The organism is Pandoraea aquatica (assembly GCF_902459565.1).
GTDB classification, from domain to species: domain Bacteria; phylum Pseudomonadota; class Gammaproteobacteria; order Burkholderiales; family Burkholderiaceae; genus Pandoraea; species Pandoraea aquatica.
The window spans coordinates 236293-251023 of record NZ_CABPSN010000004.1; the positions used below are offsets into that span (position 1 = coordinate 236293).

Below are 14731 nucleotides of genomic sequence, written 5' to 3' on the forward strand. Positions count from 1 at the left end.
CGGGGTTTTTTGTTGCTGTGAGTTACGACGTCTGTCAGTACGCCGTCTCAATAGGGGATCTGCTGCTCCGACTCGTGAACGAGTTGTGCATAAAGCGCGTGACGTTGACGAGAAATGCGCCCGTCCTCGACAGCCTCGAGAATTGCACAGCCCGGTTCTTTCAAGTGATGGCAGTTGTAGAACCGGCACCCGGTGAGCAGCGGACGAAACTCGGGAAAAGCACGTTCAAGTGCACCTTCCTTCAGGTGATGCAACCCAAATTCCTGAAAGCCGGGCGAGTCGATCAGCAATCCGCCTTCGGGCAGATGGAAGATTCGTGTGAAGGTCGTCGTGTGCTTGCCTGAGTTCAACACCGTGGAGATCTCACGCGTTGCGGCGTCGGCATCGGGGACGACAAGGTTCACAAGACTTGATTTCCCCATGCCGGACTGACCGAGCAGCAACGACGACTGATGGGCCAGTCGCGGCAACAGCAGGGCGGTGGCGGCGTCGGGATCTGCACGAACGGAGAGTTCCAGTACTTCGTAACCCAGCGCGCGATACGGCGCAAGACGTTCTCGTGCGGCGGGCAGTGCGGCTGTCACGTCCGTCTTGTTCAGCACGATCAGCGGACGCAATTCGTTCGCTTCGGCAGCCACAAGCGCGCGCCCGAGCAGGTCTTCGCTGAAATAGGGCTCCGTCGCCAGCATGATCACCAACTGGTCGATGTTGGCGGCAAACAGCTTGCTCTTGAACTGGTCCGAACGGTAGAGCAGGTTGCGACGCGGCAAAATCTCCTCGATGACACCCTGATCACCCGTGCGCGCCCATGCGACCTCATCGCCGACAGCGATCTCGCTCTTCTTGCCGCGCGGGAAGCACAGCACCGTTTCCCCATCGTCGGCTTCGACAACGTAGTGGCGGCCGTGCGCTGCGGCCACACGGCCATGGCGTCGTTCCTGCGCGGTCGTCTCGACGGGCGCAGCCTTACCTTTCACGCCGCGCTTCATGCATGCCCCAGCAAACGGTCGATGCGTTGCGACGCAGGAGGGTGCGAGTAGTAAAACGCCGTGTAGACGGGATCAGGCGTGAGCGTCGACGCGTTGTCCTGATACAACTTCACGAGTGCATTCACCAGATCGCCCGCCTGCGTTTGACTCGCAGCGAAGGCGTCGGCTTCAAACTCATGCTTGCGCGACGTCAGGCTATTCAGTGGACTGGCAAAGAACCCGAACACGGGCAACACAAGGAAGAAGAGCACAAGCGCGAGCGCATTGTTGCTGCCGGTCATCGACGGCATGACGCCCAGTTCGGTGTAGAACCACGTGCGTCCGATCAGCCAGCCGAGCAGCGCCAGGAAGGCGAGCGACAACGCGAAGGCGACCACCAGGCGCTTGGTGATGTGACGACGCTTGAAGTGTCCCAGTTCGTGCGCGAGCACAGCTTCGATCTCGGCAGGCGAGAGACGCTCGATCAGCGTGTCGAAGAAGACGATGCGCTTGGCTCGGCCAAAACCACTGAAATAGGCGTTGCCGTGCGCCGAACGCTTCGACCCGTCCATCACAAAAAGACCGCGCGCCGCGAAACCGCAACGCTGCATCAGCCCTTCGATACGTTGCGCCAGTGAGGCATCGGACAACGGTTCGAACTTGTTGAACATCGGCGCGATCACGTGCGGGAAGATGAACTGGACGAACAAATTGAACGCAACCCACACAACCCACGTGTACACCCACCACAAGGGGCCCGCGCGGTCCATCAGCCACAGCACGACGAACAGCAGCGGCAACCCGAGCACCACACCCACGGCGGTGCCTTTGACCATATCCGCAATGAACAGCCCGAGCGACATGCGGTTGAAGCCGAAACGTTGCTCGATGACGAACTGACGAATGTAGGTGAAGGGCAGGTCGACGACGCCCGAAATGAGCAGCACGGCGGCGATCAGGGCAATTTGCCCGACGTAGCCTTCGCCAAGCCATTCGGAGATACCGATGTGCAGCAGATTCAGGCCGCCGAGCAACGTAAAGGCGACCAGCAACACCGCCTGCGCGAAGATCTCGGCCATGCCGAGGCGGGTGCGGGCGACGGTGTAATCGGCCGCGCGCTGATGATCGGTCAGCGTGATCGTGTCGGCGAAGCGCTCGGGGATAGTGGCGCGATGGGCGACCACGTAGCGGACCTGTCGGGCGGCCAGCCAGAGCTTGGTCATGACCATCGCCAGCAGGAAGATCACGAAGAGATAAGTGAACATGCGCTTATGAAGAATCTGAAGTATGCGAGAATTATAAGTTCTTTCGACCGGCGGGGCGCCGTGCCGGTCGCCATCCGATGCGTTTTCCAGAGTCTTCCGATCATGTCCTCCACTCCATCCCAAAATCCTACGCCTGCCGACGCCGAAAAGACGCTTGCGCGCGCCGAATTCAATTTGGTCTGGCTCGACATGGAAATGACCGGTTTGCAGCCTGACAGCGACCGCATTATCGAAGTGGCGGTCGTCGTCACCGATTCGGCGCTGACGCGTCGTATCGAGGGCCCGGTCTTCGCCATCCACCAGTCGGACGCCGTGCTCGACGGCATGGACGACTGGAACAAGTCGACTCATGGCCGCTCGGGACTGATCGACCGTGTGAAGGCATCGCCTGTTGACGAGGCGTCCGCCGAGACGCAACTGATCGAGTTTCTGAATCAGTATGTGCCGCCGAACAAGTCGCCGATGTGCGGCAATTCGATTTGCCAGGATCGTCGTTTCATGGCGCGTTACATGCCCAAGCTCGAAGCGTTCTTCCACTACCGGAATCTGGACGTCAGTACGCTCAAGGAACTGTGCCGTCGCTGGGAGCCCACGGTGTACAAGGGCTTCACCAAGCGCGCCGCGCATACGGCGCTGGCGGATATTCATGAGTCGATCGACGAGCTCGTGTACTACCGCGAGCACTTCCTGAAGACGACGGTGCCCGGCGCTTCGGCTTGATTGCGCGGTCTCCAAACACAAACGCCAGCGAATTCGCTGGCGTTTTGTTTTGACTCGTAGAAAGAAGGGGCGCGGCCGTCCTGGCGGATTAACCCGATTAAGCGGATTTCGGCGCTCGAATCGCGTTCTTGGGACGGAAAGCCTTGCAGACGGCTTCGTTCGTCTCGATGTACGGACCGCCGATCAGATCGATGCAGTACGGCACGGCCGCAAAGATGCCGGGGACGACCGACTTGCCATCGGTATCGCGCAGACCTTCGAGCGTTTCCTTGATCGACTTCGGCTGACCGGGAAGATTGACGATGAGCGCGGCATGAGCCGGCGTCTCACGAATCACGGCCACCTGACGCGACAGAATCGCCGTCGGGACGAAGCGCAGACTAATCTGGCGCATCTGCTCGCCGAACCCCGGCATTTCCTTGGTACCCGCGCGCAACGTCGCTTCCGGCGTGACGTCCCGGCGTGCCGGGCCCGTGCCGCCAGTCGTCAGCACCAGATCGCACTGCATCGTGTCGACGAGTTCGATCAGCGTCGCGGTGATGCCATCGGCATCGTCGGGAATCAGGCGTGTTTCCGCCACCCAAGGCGAGGTGAGCGCGCTGCCCAGCCAGGCCTGAAGGGCTGGAAGGCCCTGATCCTCATAGGTGCCCTGGCTCGCTCGATCGCTGATCGAGACAAGCCCTACGCGAAGTTCGTCCGGATGTGCGCGGGCGACCATCAATAATCCTCACGGGTTGGGAATTCCGGCAGATCGTTATCGGCATCGTCCGAAGTTTCGGACGCAGTCGATCCCGTGCCGAGCAGATCCTTCAGCACCTGAAACAGCTCGCGGAAGGCCTTGGGCGGCTTTTGTGCAGCCTGTTCGCGGCGCGCATTGCGAATGAGCGTGCGAAGCTGCTGGCCATCGGCGTCCGGATGTTGCGTGAGCAGTTCGGTCAGCGCCTCGTCCTTGGCCAGCAGGCGTTCGCGCCAACGCTCCAGCGCGTGCAGCTTGGCCGTTTCCGCCTTGGAAACGCCCTTGATCACGTCCAGTGCGCGTTGAATGGCCTCGATTTCCTGCTCATCGAGCGTGCGCATTTGCTTGCCCACGTACTGCATTTGACGGCGTCGGCCTTCGTGGGCGGTGATCGTGCGGCAGTCCCGGACGGCGCGTTCGAGGTTTTCGGGCATCGGCACGCGGGCGAGCGCGTCCTTGGCCAGGTTGACCAGTTCTTCGCCCAGATCCTGCAAGGCATGCGACTCGCGCTTGCGCTGGGATTTGCTCGGGCCTTCGTCGGAAAGCTCGCTGTGGGCGATACGGTTAAAGCGGTTGATGTGCGTCATAGCCGCTATTGTAACGCGACGCGCGGCGTCCAAATAGTTGCCAGACCTCCGCACGACGGCGCACAACTCGCGCTAAGATGGCGGTTCCTATTTAGCCACTGACCGAATCGCGCCGATGTCCCAAGCGACCCAGCACTTCACGCATACCCAGGATCAACTCAAGGAAATCGTCAGCGACGTGTTGCAGTACGCCCGTTCGCTCGGCGCAACGGACGCTGCGGCGGAGATCTCGGAGGGCGACGGCCTGTCGGTCTCGGTGCGGCGCGGCAAGGTCGAGACCATCGAGCGTAATCGCGACAAGCTGGTCGGCGTGACGGTTTTCATCGGTCAGCGCCGCGGTAACGCAAGCACGTCCGATTTTTCCCGCAAGGCGCTGCACGACACGGTCGACGCGGCGTACAACATCGCCCGTTTCACGGCAGAAGACGACTGCGCAGGGCTTGCGGAGTCCGAACTGCTCGAAATGCACCCGCAAGACCTGTCGCTCTTCCATCCGTGGGACATCACCGCCGACGAAGCGGTCGAGCTGGCCCGTCGCGCCGAGAAGGCTGCGCTGGACGTCAGCCCGATGATCAAGAACTCCGAGGGGGCGGGCGTCTCTGCTCAGCACTCCCAATTCCTGCTCGGCACGACCCGCGGCTTCCTCTCCGGATACCCGTATTCGCGCCATTACCTGTCTGTCTCGCCCATCGCGGGCTCGGGCAGCCACATGCAGCGCGACGACTGGTATTCGTCGAAGCGTGCGGCCGGTGACCTGGCGTCGCCCGAAGCCGTGGGCCGATACGCTGCCGAGCGGGCACTGGCGCGCCTGCACGCCCGCAAGCTGTCGACGCGCAAGTGCGCCGTGCTGTTCGAAGCACCGCTAGCGGCCGGTCTGCTCGGCGCATTCGTGCAGGGCGTGAGCGGCGGCGCGCTGTACCGCAAGGCGACGTTCCTCGTCGACACGTTGGGTAAGCCGGTATTTGCCGATCACGTCGGTATTCACGAAGATCCGCACGTGGCGCGCGCCATGGGCAGTGCGCCGTACGATGAAGAAGGCGTGAAAACGCGTGCACGCGACGTGGTCAGCGACGGTGTCGTCCAGGGCTACTTCCTGTCGACCTATTCGGCCCGCAAGCTTGGTATGCAGACGACGGGTAACGCCGGCGGCTCGCACAACCTGCGCATGTACAGCAAGCTTACGGCACCGACCGACGACTTCCGCGCCATGTTGCGCAAGCTCGGCACTGGCCTGCTGGTGACCGAACTGATGGGGCAGGGCGTGAATTACGTGAACGGCGACTATTCGCGCGGCGCGTCCGGTTTCTGGGTCGAAAACGGCGAGATTCAGTACCCGGTCGAGGAGATCACGCTCGCCGGCAACCTGAACGATATGTTCCGGCAGATCGTGGCCATCGGCGCGGACACGCTGGTGCGTGGCACGAAGGAGGTCGGGTCAATCCTGATTGAACAAATGACCATTGCCGGTCATTGATGCTGCAAAAATCCGTTATGGCGCCACAAACGCGTTGCATTTGTGCGCCATTGCGGGGCAAATGCTCAATTATCGTGTCCGTCACAAGCCGTTTGCGATATGCTTAGGAGTTTTCTTAAGCCGTGGCTTAAGAACGGACACGGTAGTTAGGGTAATGGGCGCGCTCATAAGGCGCGCCTTCTCATAACTAGAGACTAGGTATTGGAGGAAGAGGACTCATGAAAAGCACCATGACCAAGTTGCTGAGCGCACTTGTCGCGACGGGGATGGTGGCTGCGGCCCACGCAGCCGATCTGAAGATCGGTGTGGCCGAGGCACTGTCGGGTGGCGCTGCGCAATACGGCGCGGCCATCAAGAACGGTTTCCAGCTTGCCGCTGACGAGATCAATGCCGCAGGCGGTATCAACGGCAACAAGCTCGTGCTTCAGATCGAAGACGAGCAGGGCAAGAAGGAAGAGGCGATCAACGTCTTCAAGAAGCTGATCTTCCAGGACAAGGTGCTCATGGTCTTCGGCCCGACGCTGTCGAACTCGGCGCAAGCCGCCGATCCGATCGCGCAAGCCGGCAAGACGGTCGCGTTCGGCACGTCCAACACGGCTGACGGCATTACCTCCATCGGCGATTTCATCTTCCGTAACTCGGTGACCGAAGCCGACGTGCTGCCGGAGACCATCAAGGTTGCGGCCAAGCACACGGGCATCAAGAAGGTTGCCGTGCTGTACGGTAACGACGACGTGTTCACCAAGAGCGGCTACGACAACTTCAAGAAGGCGCTCGAAGACCTGAAGATCCCGGTCACGACGACCGAAACGTTCGCCAAGGGCGACGTGGACTTCAAGGCGCAGCTCACGAAGATCAAGGCCTCGAACCCGGACGCCATCGTGCTGTCGGCGCTGATCGCCGAAGGCGCACCGATCATGGTGCAAGCGCGTCAACTGGGTATCAATGTGCCGTTCATCGGCGGCAACGGCATGAACTCGGTCAAGATCTTCGATCTGGCCAAGGGCAGCTCGGATGGCCTGTGGGTGGGTAGCCCGTGGTCGATCGAGAACAACACGCCGGCCAACACGAAGTTCATCGCGGCCTACAAGGCCAAGTACAACGTGGCCCCGGACCAGTTCGCGGCACAGTCGTACGACGCGATGTACATCGCTGCGGGCGCAATCAAGAACGTGAAGATCTCCGGCAACCTCGACGCCGACCGCAAGGCACTGCGCGATGCGCTGCCGAAGGTCACGCATGATGGCGCGACCGGCAAGTTCGCGTTCCGTCAGGCAATGGGCAAGGGCGGCAAGCCGGCCGGTTACGATGCACAGCAAGCGCCGATCGTCAGCGTGACGAAGGGCGGCAAGTACGTCATCGAGAAGTAAGCCCGGCAGTACTTGAAGAAGTCCGCATGGGCGTAGGGCCGAAAGGCGCTACGCCCATCGGCGTTTCTGGTACACGTCGCACCCCCTCGCGACGCGTGCCTCCGTCCCTCAGGCTGGAATACACACCATGCTGGAACAGCAACTCGTCAACGCGCTCTCCCTCGGGTGCGTGTACGCCTTGTTCGCGCTCGGGTTCACACTCGTGTTCGGCATCCTCGGCGTTATCAATCTCTCGCACGGCGCGGTCTTCATGGTCGGTGCCTACGCGGCACTGCAAGCCGTCGTGCATCTGCACCTGCCGCTGTGGGCGGCAATCGTGACGGCCGTGATCGTGTCGGGCCTGCTCGGTCTGCTCATCGACGTGCTCGTGCTCAAGCCGTTGCGCAAGCGCGGTGCGCCTCACCTGATTCCGATGATTGCCACCATTGGCGTGGGCATTTTGCTCAACAACGGTGTGCAGGGCATCTTCGGTGCAGAGAACCTGCGCTTCCCGTACGACCTCGTCTCGCAGGACACGCTGACGGTGGCGGGCGTCCACATGACGGTGCTCGAACTCGCGATCATCTTCATTTCGTTCGCGCTGATGGCCGTACTCATCACCACGATCAAGAAGACGCAACTGGGACGTGCGCTGCGCGCGATCGCAGAGTCGCCGAAAGCGGCGTACCTGCTCGGCATCAACGTCGAAGGGCTGTTCCTCGCCACGTCGTTCGCGGCCGCAGGTCTGGGCGGTATGGCCGGTGTGCTGATCGGCCTGTACTCCAACGCCGTGTTCCCGCTCATGGGCCAACCCATGCTGCACAAGGGCATTGCGGTGATCATTCTCGGCGGCATGGGCGATATTCGCGGCGCGATGATCGGCGGCTTGTTCCTCGGCTTCGCCGAAGTGTTGTCGGTGGCTTACATCGGCTCGAACATGCGCGATGCCGTGGCGTTCGGCCTCTTGTTCCTGATCCTGCTGGTGCGTCCGCAGGGGTTGTTCGGCAAAGTGCTCGAACGCAAAGCGTAATCACGGGGGCGCAATGGACTGGTTCAATAATTTCTGGGCGGTATATAGCAATCTGGTGCTGACTCTCGGCACCAATGCGCTGCTGGCCCTGTCGATTTATCTCACGCTCTCGTGCGGCATGCTGGCCATGGCCAACGCCGCGTTCATGGGGATCGGTGCGTACACGGCGGCATTGCTGACGATGAATTACGACACGCCGTTCGCGGTGTCGCTGGCAGGCGGCATGGCGGCACCGGCGCTTGTTGCATTCATCATCGGCAAGCCGACGCTGCGTCTGTCGGGCGTGTATCTGGCGATGGCGACGCTGGGTTTCGGTGAAGTCGTGCGCGTGCTCATCCTCAATACGGAAGATCTGACGGGCGGCGCGCTCGGTCTGAACGGCATTCCGCAACTCACGCAATGGTGGCACGTGGCGGGTGCAGTCGTGATCGCGCTTGCCGTGCTGTGGCGTCTGCGTCGCTCCAAGGTTGGCCGTGCGTTCGAGGCAATCAAGGAAGACGAGACGGCCGCGGGGCTCATGGGCATCAACGTGACGGGTTACAAGATGCTGGCGTTCGTGCTCGGCGCGGTGCTGGCCGGTCTTGCCGGTGCGCTCAATGCGCATCTCACGTTCTTCATCGGACCGAATGAATTCGGCTTCGATCGTGGCGTTGAGATTCTGACGATGGCGATCCTCGGTGGTATCAATGGCCTTGTGGGGCCGGTGCTCGGCAGCACGATTCTGACGCTCCTGCCTGAATTGCTGCGCGCCTTCAACGACTTCCGTCTGGTGGTCAACGGCCTGATTCTGGTGCTGATCGTGTTGTTCCTGCCCAAGGGCATCTGGGATCCGATGCGTTTTCGCCGTTGGTTCCGTGCCGGCAAGACGCGTTCGGCCTCATCCACGTAAGCGGACGGGGAACACGACATGCTTAAGCTTTCCAATATTTCCAAGCGATTCGGCGGTCTGCACGTGCTGCAGGACGTCAATATCGAGGTGCCGCAGGGCACCATCTTCGGCCTGATCGGCCCGAACGGTGCGGGCAAGACGACCGTCTTCAACCTGATCACGGGGTTGTTGCAGCCGACGGGCGGCAGCATCACGTTCAACGGGGAGAGTCTGGTTGGCGAAAAGCCGCACCGGATTACGCAACGCGGCGTAGCCCGCACGTTCCAGAACATCCGCATCTTCAAGGAGATGACGCTGATCGAGAACGTGGTGGTCGGCATGCACCGTCACCTCTCGTACGGTCCGGCGGGCTTGCTGCTTTCGCTGCCGGGCTTCCGCGACATGGAGAAGCGCTCTCGCGAGCGTGCCCACGAACTGCTGTCGTGGGTCAAGCTCGACCACAAGGCGTACGACATTGCCGACAACCTTTCGTACGGCGACCAGCGCAAGCTCGAACTGGCGCGTGCGCTGGCGACCGAGCCCAAGCTGCTGCTGCTCGACGAGCCGGTCGCCGGCATGAATACTGGCGAGAAGGTCGATCTGATGAGCGAGATCGAGAACATCAAGGCGCGCGGTTACACGATCTTCATGATCGAGCACGACATGCGTTTCGTGATGGGCTTGTGTGAGCGTATCGCGGTGCTGAACTTCGGACGCATCATCGCCGAAGGCAAGCCGGACGAGATCAAGAACAACCCGCAGGTTATCGAAGCCTATCTGGGCCGCGATGACGACGACGATGTAGCTGCGTTGGCGGCTGGCGCGGAGGACAAGGCATGAGCGCGCTGCTCGAAGTGAAGGGCCTGAAAGTGGCCTATGGGCATATCGAGGCTGTGAAGGGCGTCGATTTTGCGTTGCGCGAGCACGAAATTACGTCGCTCGTGGGCGCGAACGGCGCGGGTAAGTCCACCACGCTGCTGGCGTTGTCCGGCCTCATCAAGAAGCAGGACGGCACGATTCTCTTCGAAGGCGAGGACATTGGCGGGCTGGCACCCAACAAGATCGTGCAACGCGGGCTGGTGCAGGTGGCTGAGGGACGCGCCACGCTCACGACGATGTCCGTTCGCGAGAACCTCGAACTCGGGGCCTACACGCGCCGCGACAAGCAGAACGTGAAGCCCGATCTGGACAAGGTGCTGGAGCGTTTTCCGCGACTCGCCGAGCGAATCGACCAGATGGCCGGCAACCTGTCGGGCGGTGAGCAGCAGATGCTGGCGATCGGTCGTGCGTTGATGGCGCGCCCGAAACTGTTGCTGCTCGATGAGCCGTCGATGGGCCTCGCGCCGATCATCGTTCAGGGGATTTTCGCGACGCTCAAAGAGATCAACGCCGACGGCCTGACCATCTTCCTGGTCGAGCAGAACGTGCGTCAGGCGCTGAAGATCGCGCAACACGGTTACGTGCTGGAGACGGGTAAGGTCGTGCTCGAAGACACTGGCCGGAATCTGCTGGGCAATCCGCGGGTGCTGGAGGCGTATTTGGGTGGTTGAAGTAAGGCTAACAAATCTCGTCACGTTCGATGCATTCGTGTGACGTGAGCAAATAAGCGCCGATGAATCTCCCAGGGTTCGTCGGCGTTTTTTTCGACTATTACACCCCTTGACTTAGCATGATGGATAGCTGGCGGTTGAACAGCGAAGCCGGAATGCTTGTGAAATATCCGGCGGCCATCGCTGCCTCAATGAGTTGGGTTCGATTGTCCGTCTGAAATGCTTTGCGTAGCGTGTCGATGTGTGACTCGACAGTTCTCGGCGACAAGGCCAACACCCTCGCAATCTGTTTTGCGCTCCAACCTCGTACGGTAAAGAACAGGACTTCGTGCATCCGCGGGCTGAGCGCGGGATTTACCGTGTCGCTTGCTGAAATCAGATAGCTGGCCTGCTGGTGCGCGGATCCATGTCGTCCTCCATTGCGAAGCTGAGACAGCAACGTGCCCAACAACTGGCAGTCGGGAAACGGAGACAGATCCTCACCGTGAAAGATGGTGCCGACGATCCTGTCGCCGCCGTCGACCCACGGGGTCTTTGTGAAGATGTGAGCCTGCCAGTTTCCGTCACCATAAGGGTGCCAGTCAAAAATCCGGCGAGCACTCCGATGGCACATGACGTCTTTGTCTTGCGTCTGAAAATCCGGCGCGCACTCGACGGTCTTGCCCGGCATGTCGAAATCCGAACGGCCAATGACATCGAGATGTGACGAAAACCCCAGGAGTCGGCCATAGGTTTCGTTTGCATAGACGAACGACGAGTTTTCATCTTTGCAGCCCCAACATCCGGGAGCACCGTCAAAGAGCGTGCGTAATTCGTGGGAAATCTCGATGGACATGCTGACCTCAGGTGAACGCGTTTAGCAATTGGGCGCTATACGTTTCATTGAACACCAATAGGGGTCGTGCCCACCTCCGGGAAGAAGTGCTCGCTCGCCGCGAACCGCCGCAATGGCTCGATTGATGGGGCTTCTGCGACTTCCGGTGGCTGGGCCGTGACGTGATCAATCGGAGAATTCCTCATGGCGTGGCTTTCGTCATGCGGCAATCGCGTACCCCGTGCCCGTTCCGTATTCGATACGTATTGGTGTGGCGCGGACATGTCGTTAATCTGACTCTGCGCTTCGCGATGTCGCCAGATTCTGCGGCAAATGGGACGTGGGCCGATTCAAGTCATTACAGGACGCATCTCATCTGATTGATGACGCGCGGTGCCTGTGCGCGCCATCTTCTTCGGTGGTGGAACCCCGAGCTTGCTTTCACCCGATCAGATCCGGCGCATCGGCGAGCGTATTCGATATCACTTCGATTTATCACAAGTTGAGGAATACTCGTTTGAAATCGAGGTCAAGAGCTTGACGCCGGAAAAGGCCGAAGCCATGCGGGAAGCGGGTGTTACGCACCCGCGCTTCGGCTTGCAAACCTTTCAATCGGAATGGCGAGCGATGTTTGACTTGACGGCAACGCTTGAGCAAGTCCACGCTGCAACGTAATGTCTCAAGTCCAACTTTTCCCGACAATCGTTCGATTTGCTCTACGGGATGAGTGGCTCTGACGAATCCATGCTGTTGAGCGATCTGGAGCAAGCGGTCGCGTTGGGCACGTCCAATATCGATGTTTACCCGATCGACAACGTGATGACGCAGGTTACGCTTCATCGCAAACTCGCCGAAGCCGGGTATCTGCCGACATCGGCCTCACGAAAGTTTTCTATGCGCGTGCTGGCCGACGAATTCCTGAGACATGCGGGATTCGCTCCACACAATGGCCACGGCTATGTTCGTGGCACATGTTCGCGTGATACGGTCATCAGCGACCAATACTCGTTCGTCTATCACGAGCATGTTTATGGCTATGACGATTGCGATCTGATGGGTTTCGGTGTCAACGCTGTCAGTGCGACGTTTGGACACTTCATGACAAATACGCATTCCAGGTCGATGTATCACGAGGTCCTCGCTCGCGGCGATCTTCCTGTCGTCATCGGTGAACACGACACAACGCTTGATCATGCGCGTCCGATTATCTTGCGATTGCCCTATCACGGCACTATCGAAAAGCAGCGTGTGGACTTCGCGCGCGTCCCCGAGGACGTCGTTGAACGATTGCACGGTCTGATCCAAGCCGGGTTCGTTCGGGAGTCGGCTCGTACCTACGATCTGACACGTCTGGGCTGGCACTGGTACGTCAACATGATGGTGTACCTTATGCCCAAACGCGAGCGCGCCGTGTTGAATCGCCTCGTGGTGAGCCAACTGGCACCGGGGGAGCGCGCTATGGACATCAGCGAACTCCGCTTTCGGCATTGACGGCGTATGTCTCTCTCCCTGATCGCATTCGTTCGCGATGAACCCCTGTTCGCCAGAGTCCTGCTAGCCGATTTGATTTCCAAAACCGGGGACGGAGCGCACGAACTCGCCTTCGTGCTATTGGCGCTCGCCGTGACAAACGGCGATTTGCATTCGGTCGGGTGGATCTATTTTCTGCGCTTTCTCCCGTATCTCATAGCGGGTCCATTGGGAGGGCGACTTGCGGATACAAGAGATGCACGGCGGGTCATGCTCTTCTGCGATACGGCACGAGGGGGGGTAACCGTGGCCCTTGCCGTCGCCGTTGGTCTTAACGCCCTGACGCCTTGGGGGCTCGCGGCAGCCGGATGCGTCATGACAACCTTCAGGACGCTATTCCAACCAGCCTTTCAAGCGAGCGTCCCCCGATTGGTAGACGCCGAACGTCTGGTCTTCGCCAACGGCATGACGCAGATATCTATCGAAGTGGGGGGCGCGATTGGACCTGCGCTTGCCGGCGTGTTGCTTTGGGCGGGGTCGTTGACGTGGGTCATCGCTTTCGACGCGCTCACATACGGCGTCGCCTGGTGGATCCTGATGAGCATTCGGCCAGAGGCACGCGGTGCCTTTGTGCCAGCACCCGAGAGTGCCGGTACGGCCGACCAGCCGACGTCGCATTGGGTCGCGCGAGTGCAGCGCGCTTGGGTGATGTGGTGGCAGGCATGTCGCGAAATCGGTGTAAGCCCGCCGCTCTTCAGCGCGATTGTGATGTCGTCGATTTGCATTCTCTTCGTCGGCGCAGCGCTTAGAGTGATGATTCCTGCATGGGCCTTGGAAGTGGGTGGGTCCGAAAGTACGGCCGCATTGGTGGCAAGCCTGATTGCGGGCGGAACGATTGCGGGGGCCTCGGTTTTTGCGAGAAGGGTCCGGCGTCTGAGTGCCGTCAGGCTGCTTTGTTATTGGGCGATTTACGGCGGTATCCTGGCACTTCTGCCGCTTCACCAAGGGGTGTTCTGGCTTCTATCGGTTGCGGTTGTCATGGGCGTTGCCGGGGCCTGCGTGGACATCGTACTGGCGTCACTCATTCAGCGTCACTCGCGAGCTTCCAGCGTCGGAACGAACTTCAGCGTGTTTTCTACGCTGGCTAACACCGGTGAGGCGCTTTCCGCTGTGCTGGCCGGGGTTCTTGTGGGTATGTGTGGGTTGTCGGGCGGATTGATGTGCAGCGGGCTGCTTGTCGTCGCGGCTAGCGTGCTAGGGGTATGGCTGGTCGCGCGCCGCACTGGCGCACATTGTGAGGTGGTCGATGCCAAGTGATATGTCGGTGTCATCGCGGGGGGACGTGACTCCCCCGAGCGCCGGGACGTCAGGCCGACTTCCTGCGATTCATGGCTTTCATGGTCACCACGTTCTTGCGGACATCCATGGGCTCGACGCTGGTTCGTTGGACGACATCATGTACCTGCGCTCGCTCCTTGAGCTGGGCGTGGAGCGAGCGGGCGCAACGTTAATCAGGACGGTCGATTTCCACTTCGATCCCGTCGGAGTGACCGTATTGATCCTCCTTGCTGAATCCCACGTTTCCTTGCACACGTATCCCGTCGAAGGCAAGGCGTTTTTTGACGCCTTCACTTGCGGTGACACCTGTGTTCCCAATGAAATTCTGCGCACGTTGTGCGAGGCGTTTCCCCATTGCGCCTTGCGTATAACTTCCTTTGCGCGCGGAGAACCTCGGTCGCACATGCAATGCGGCGTGTAGATCGGAGCGTTCACGTCATGAGGGACTGATAGTTCGCGGGTCTGGGCGACCGGTGGGCCACGCGTTCTCGACCGTTGGCATCCACGGGAATTTAGTGCATGCTTGCCGAATCGCTGGTTCTGATCGGTGTTTGCCGACACC

Annotated in this window: 16 protein-coding genes; 11 read left to right on the top strand and 5 right to left on the bottom strand. The window is 60.4% G+C overall.

From position 1 onward, the window contains the following. Positions 1–47: 47 nt before the first annotated feature. Together rsgA and PAQ31011_RS15395 are read right to left on the bottom strand one after the other, a co-directional pair. Positions 48–989, bottom strand: coding sequence for a ribosome small subunit-dependent GTPase A (gene rsgA, locus PAQ31011_RS15390; protein WP_150576659.1), 942 nt, complete (start codon positions 987–989; stop codon positions 48–50). Further along, a complete protein-coding gene (locus PAQ31011_RS15395) occupies positions 986–2233 on the bottom strand; it encodes a M48 family metallopeptidase (RefSeq protein ID WP_150576660.1) in 1248 nt (415 codons plus the stop codon). The genes rsgA and PAQ31011_RS15395 overlap by 4 nt, the downstream gene beginning before the upstream one ends. Before the next feature lie 102 nt (positions 2234–2335). On the opposite strand from PAQ31011_RS15395, the gene orn reads away from it, so the two are divergent. Further along, positions 2336–2953, top strand: a complete 618-nt coding sequence (gene orn / locus PAQ31011_RS15400; RefSeq protein WP_150576661.1) for an oligoribonuclease — start codon at positions 2336–2338, stop codon at positions 2951–2953. 97 nt (positions 2954–3050) lie between these two features. On the opposite strand, the gene mog is transcribed toward orn, so the two are convergent. Together mog and yjgA are read right to left on the bottom strand one after the other, a co-directional pair. Then, complete coding sequence (gene mog / locus PAQ31011_RS15405) at positions 3051–3671, bottom strand: molybdopterin adenylyltransferase (RefSeq protein WP_150576662.1); 621 nt, start codon at positions 3669–3671, stop codon at positions 3051–3053. After that, entirely contained in the window at positions 3671–4276 is a 606-nt protein-coding gene (yjgA, locus tag PAQ31011_RS15410) for a ribosome biogenesis factor YjgA (protein ID WP_150576663.1), read from the bottom strand. The genes mog and yjgA overlap by 1 nt, the downstream gene beginning before the upstream one ends. A 115-nt stretch (positions 4277–4391) precedes the next feature. Here yjgA and pmbA point away from each other — a divergent pair, with 115 nt between their 5' ends. The 6 genes from pmbA to PAQ31011_RS15440 all read left to right on the top strand — a co-directional run bounded on the left by pmbA (position 4392) and on the right by PAQ31011_RS15440 (position 10547). Beyond that, on the top strand, positions 4392–5750 hold the full coding sequence (gene pmbA, locus PAQ31011_RS15415) for a metalloprotease PmbA (protein WP_150576664.1): 1359 nt from the start codon (positions 4392–4394) through the stop codon (positions 5748–5750). A 218-nt stretch (positions 5751–5968) separates the two neighbouring features. After that, a complete protein-coding gene (locus PAQ31011_RS15420; protein ID WP_150576665.1) occupies positions 5969–7120 on the top strand; it encodes an ABC transporter substrate-binding protein in 1152 nt (383 codons plus the stop codon). 127 nt (positions 7121–7247) lie between these two features. Beyond that, positions 7248–8129, top strand: coding sequence for a branched-chain amino acid ABC transporter permease (locus PAQ31011_RS15425; RefSeq protein ID WP_150576666.1), 882 nt, complete (start codon positions 7248–7250; stop codon positions 8127–8129). 13 nt (positions 8130–8142) lie between these two features. Continuing rightward, on the top strand, positions 8143–9018 hold the full coding sequence (locus PAQ31011_RS15430) for a branched-chain amino acid ABC transporter permease (protein WP_150576667.1): 876 nt from the start codon (positions 8143–8145) through the stop codon (positions 9016–9018). Between the two features lie 18 nt (positions 9019–9036). Then, on the top strand, positions 9037–9837 hold the full coding sequence (locus PAQ31011_RS15435) for an ABC transporter ATP-binding protein (RefSeq protein ID WP_150576668.1): 801 nt from the start codon (positions 9037–9039) through the stop codon (positions 9835–9837). Beyond that, the gene (locus PAQ31011_RS15440) at positions 9834–10547 is read left to right on the top strand and encodes an ABC transporter ATP-binding protein (protein ID WP_150576669.1); all 714 of its coding nucleotides are present in this window, start codon (positions 9834–9836) and stop codon (positions 10545–10547) included. The genes PAQ31011_RS15435 and PAQ31011_RS15440 overlap by 4 nt, the downstream gene beginning before the upstream one ends. Positions 10548–10647: 100 nt before the next feature. On the opposite strand, the gene PAQ31011_RS15445 is transcribed toward PAQ31011_RS15440, so the two are convergent. Then, a complete protein-coding gene (locus PAQ31011_RS15445) occupies positions 10648–11382 on the bottom strand; it encodes a helix-turn-helix transcriptional regulator (RefSeq protein ID WP_150576670.1) in 735 nt (244 codons plus the stop codon). 378 nt (positions 11383–11760) lie between these two features. On the opposite strand from PAQ31011_RS15445, the gene PAQ31011_RS15450 reads away from it, so the two are divergent. The 4 genes from PAQ31011_RS15450 (at position 11761) to speD (ending at position 14590) form a co-directional block, all read left to right on the top strand. Beyond that, a complete protein-coding gene (locus tag PAQ31011_RS15450; RefSeq protein ID WP_174990143.1) occupies positions 11761–12036 on the top strand; it encodes a radical SAM protein in 276 nt (91 codons plus the stop codon). A gap of 75 nt (positions 12037–12111) precedes the next feature. Continuing rightward, the gene (locus tag PAQ31011_RS15455) at positions 12112–12852 is read left to right on the top strand and encodes a coproporphyrinogen III oxidase (RefSeq protein ID WP_150576672.1); all 741 of its coding nucleotides are present in this window, start codon (positions 12112–12114) and stop codon (positions 12850–12852) included. Positions 12853–12858: 6 nt separating this feature from the next. After that, positions 12859–14148 (top strand): MFS transporter, encoded by a 1290-nt coding sequence (locus tag PAQ31011_RS15460; RefSeq protein WP_150576673.1) that lies wholly within the window; start codon positions 12859–12861, stop codon positions 14146–14148. A gap of 1 nt (position 14149) precedes the next feature. Then, positions 14150–14590 carry an adenosylmethionine decarboxylase gene (gene speD, locus PAQ31011_RS15465; RefSeq protein WP_150576944.1) on the top strand — a complete coding sequence of 147 codons (441 nt, stop codon included), beginning with the start codon at positions 14150–14152 and terminating at the stop codon, positions 14588–14590. Positions 14591–14731: the final 141 nt, after the last annotated feature.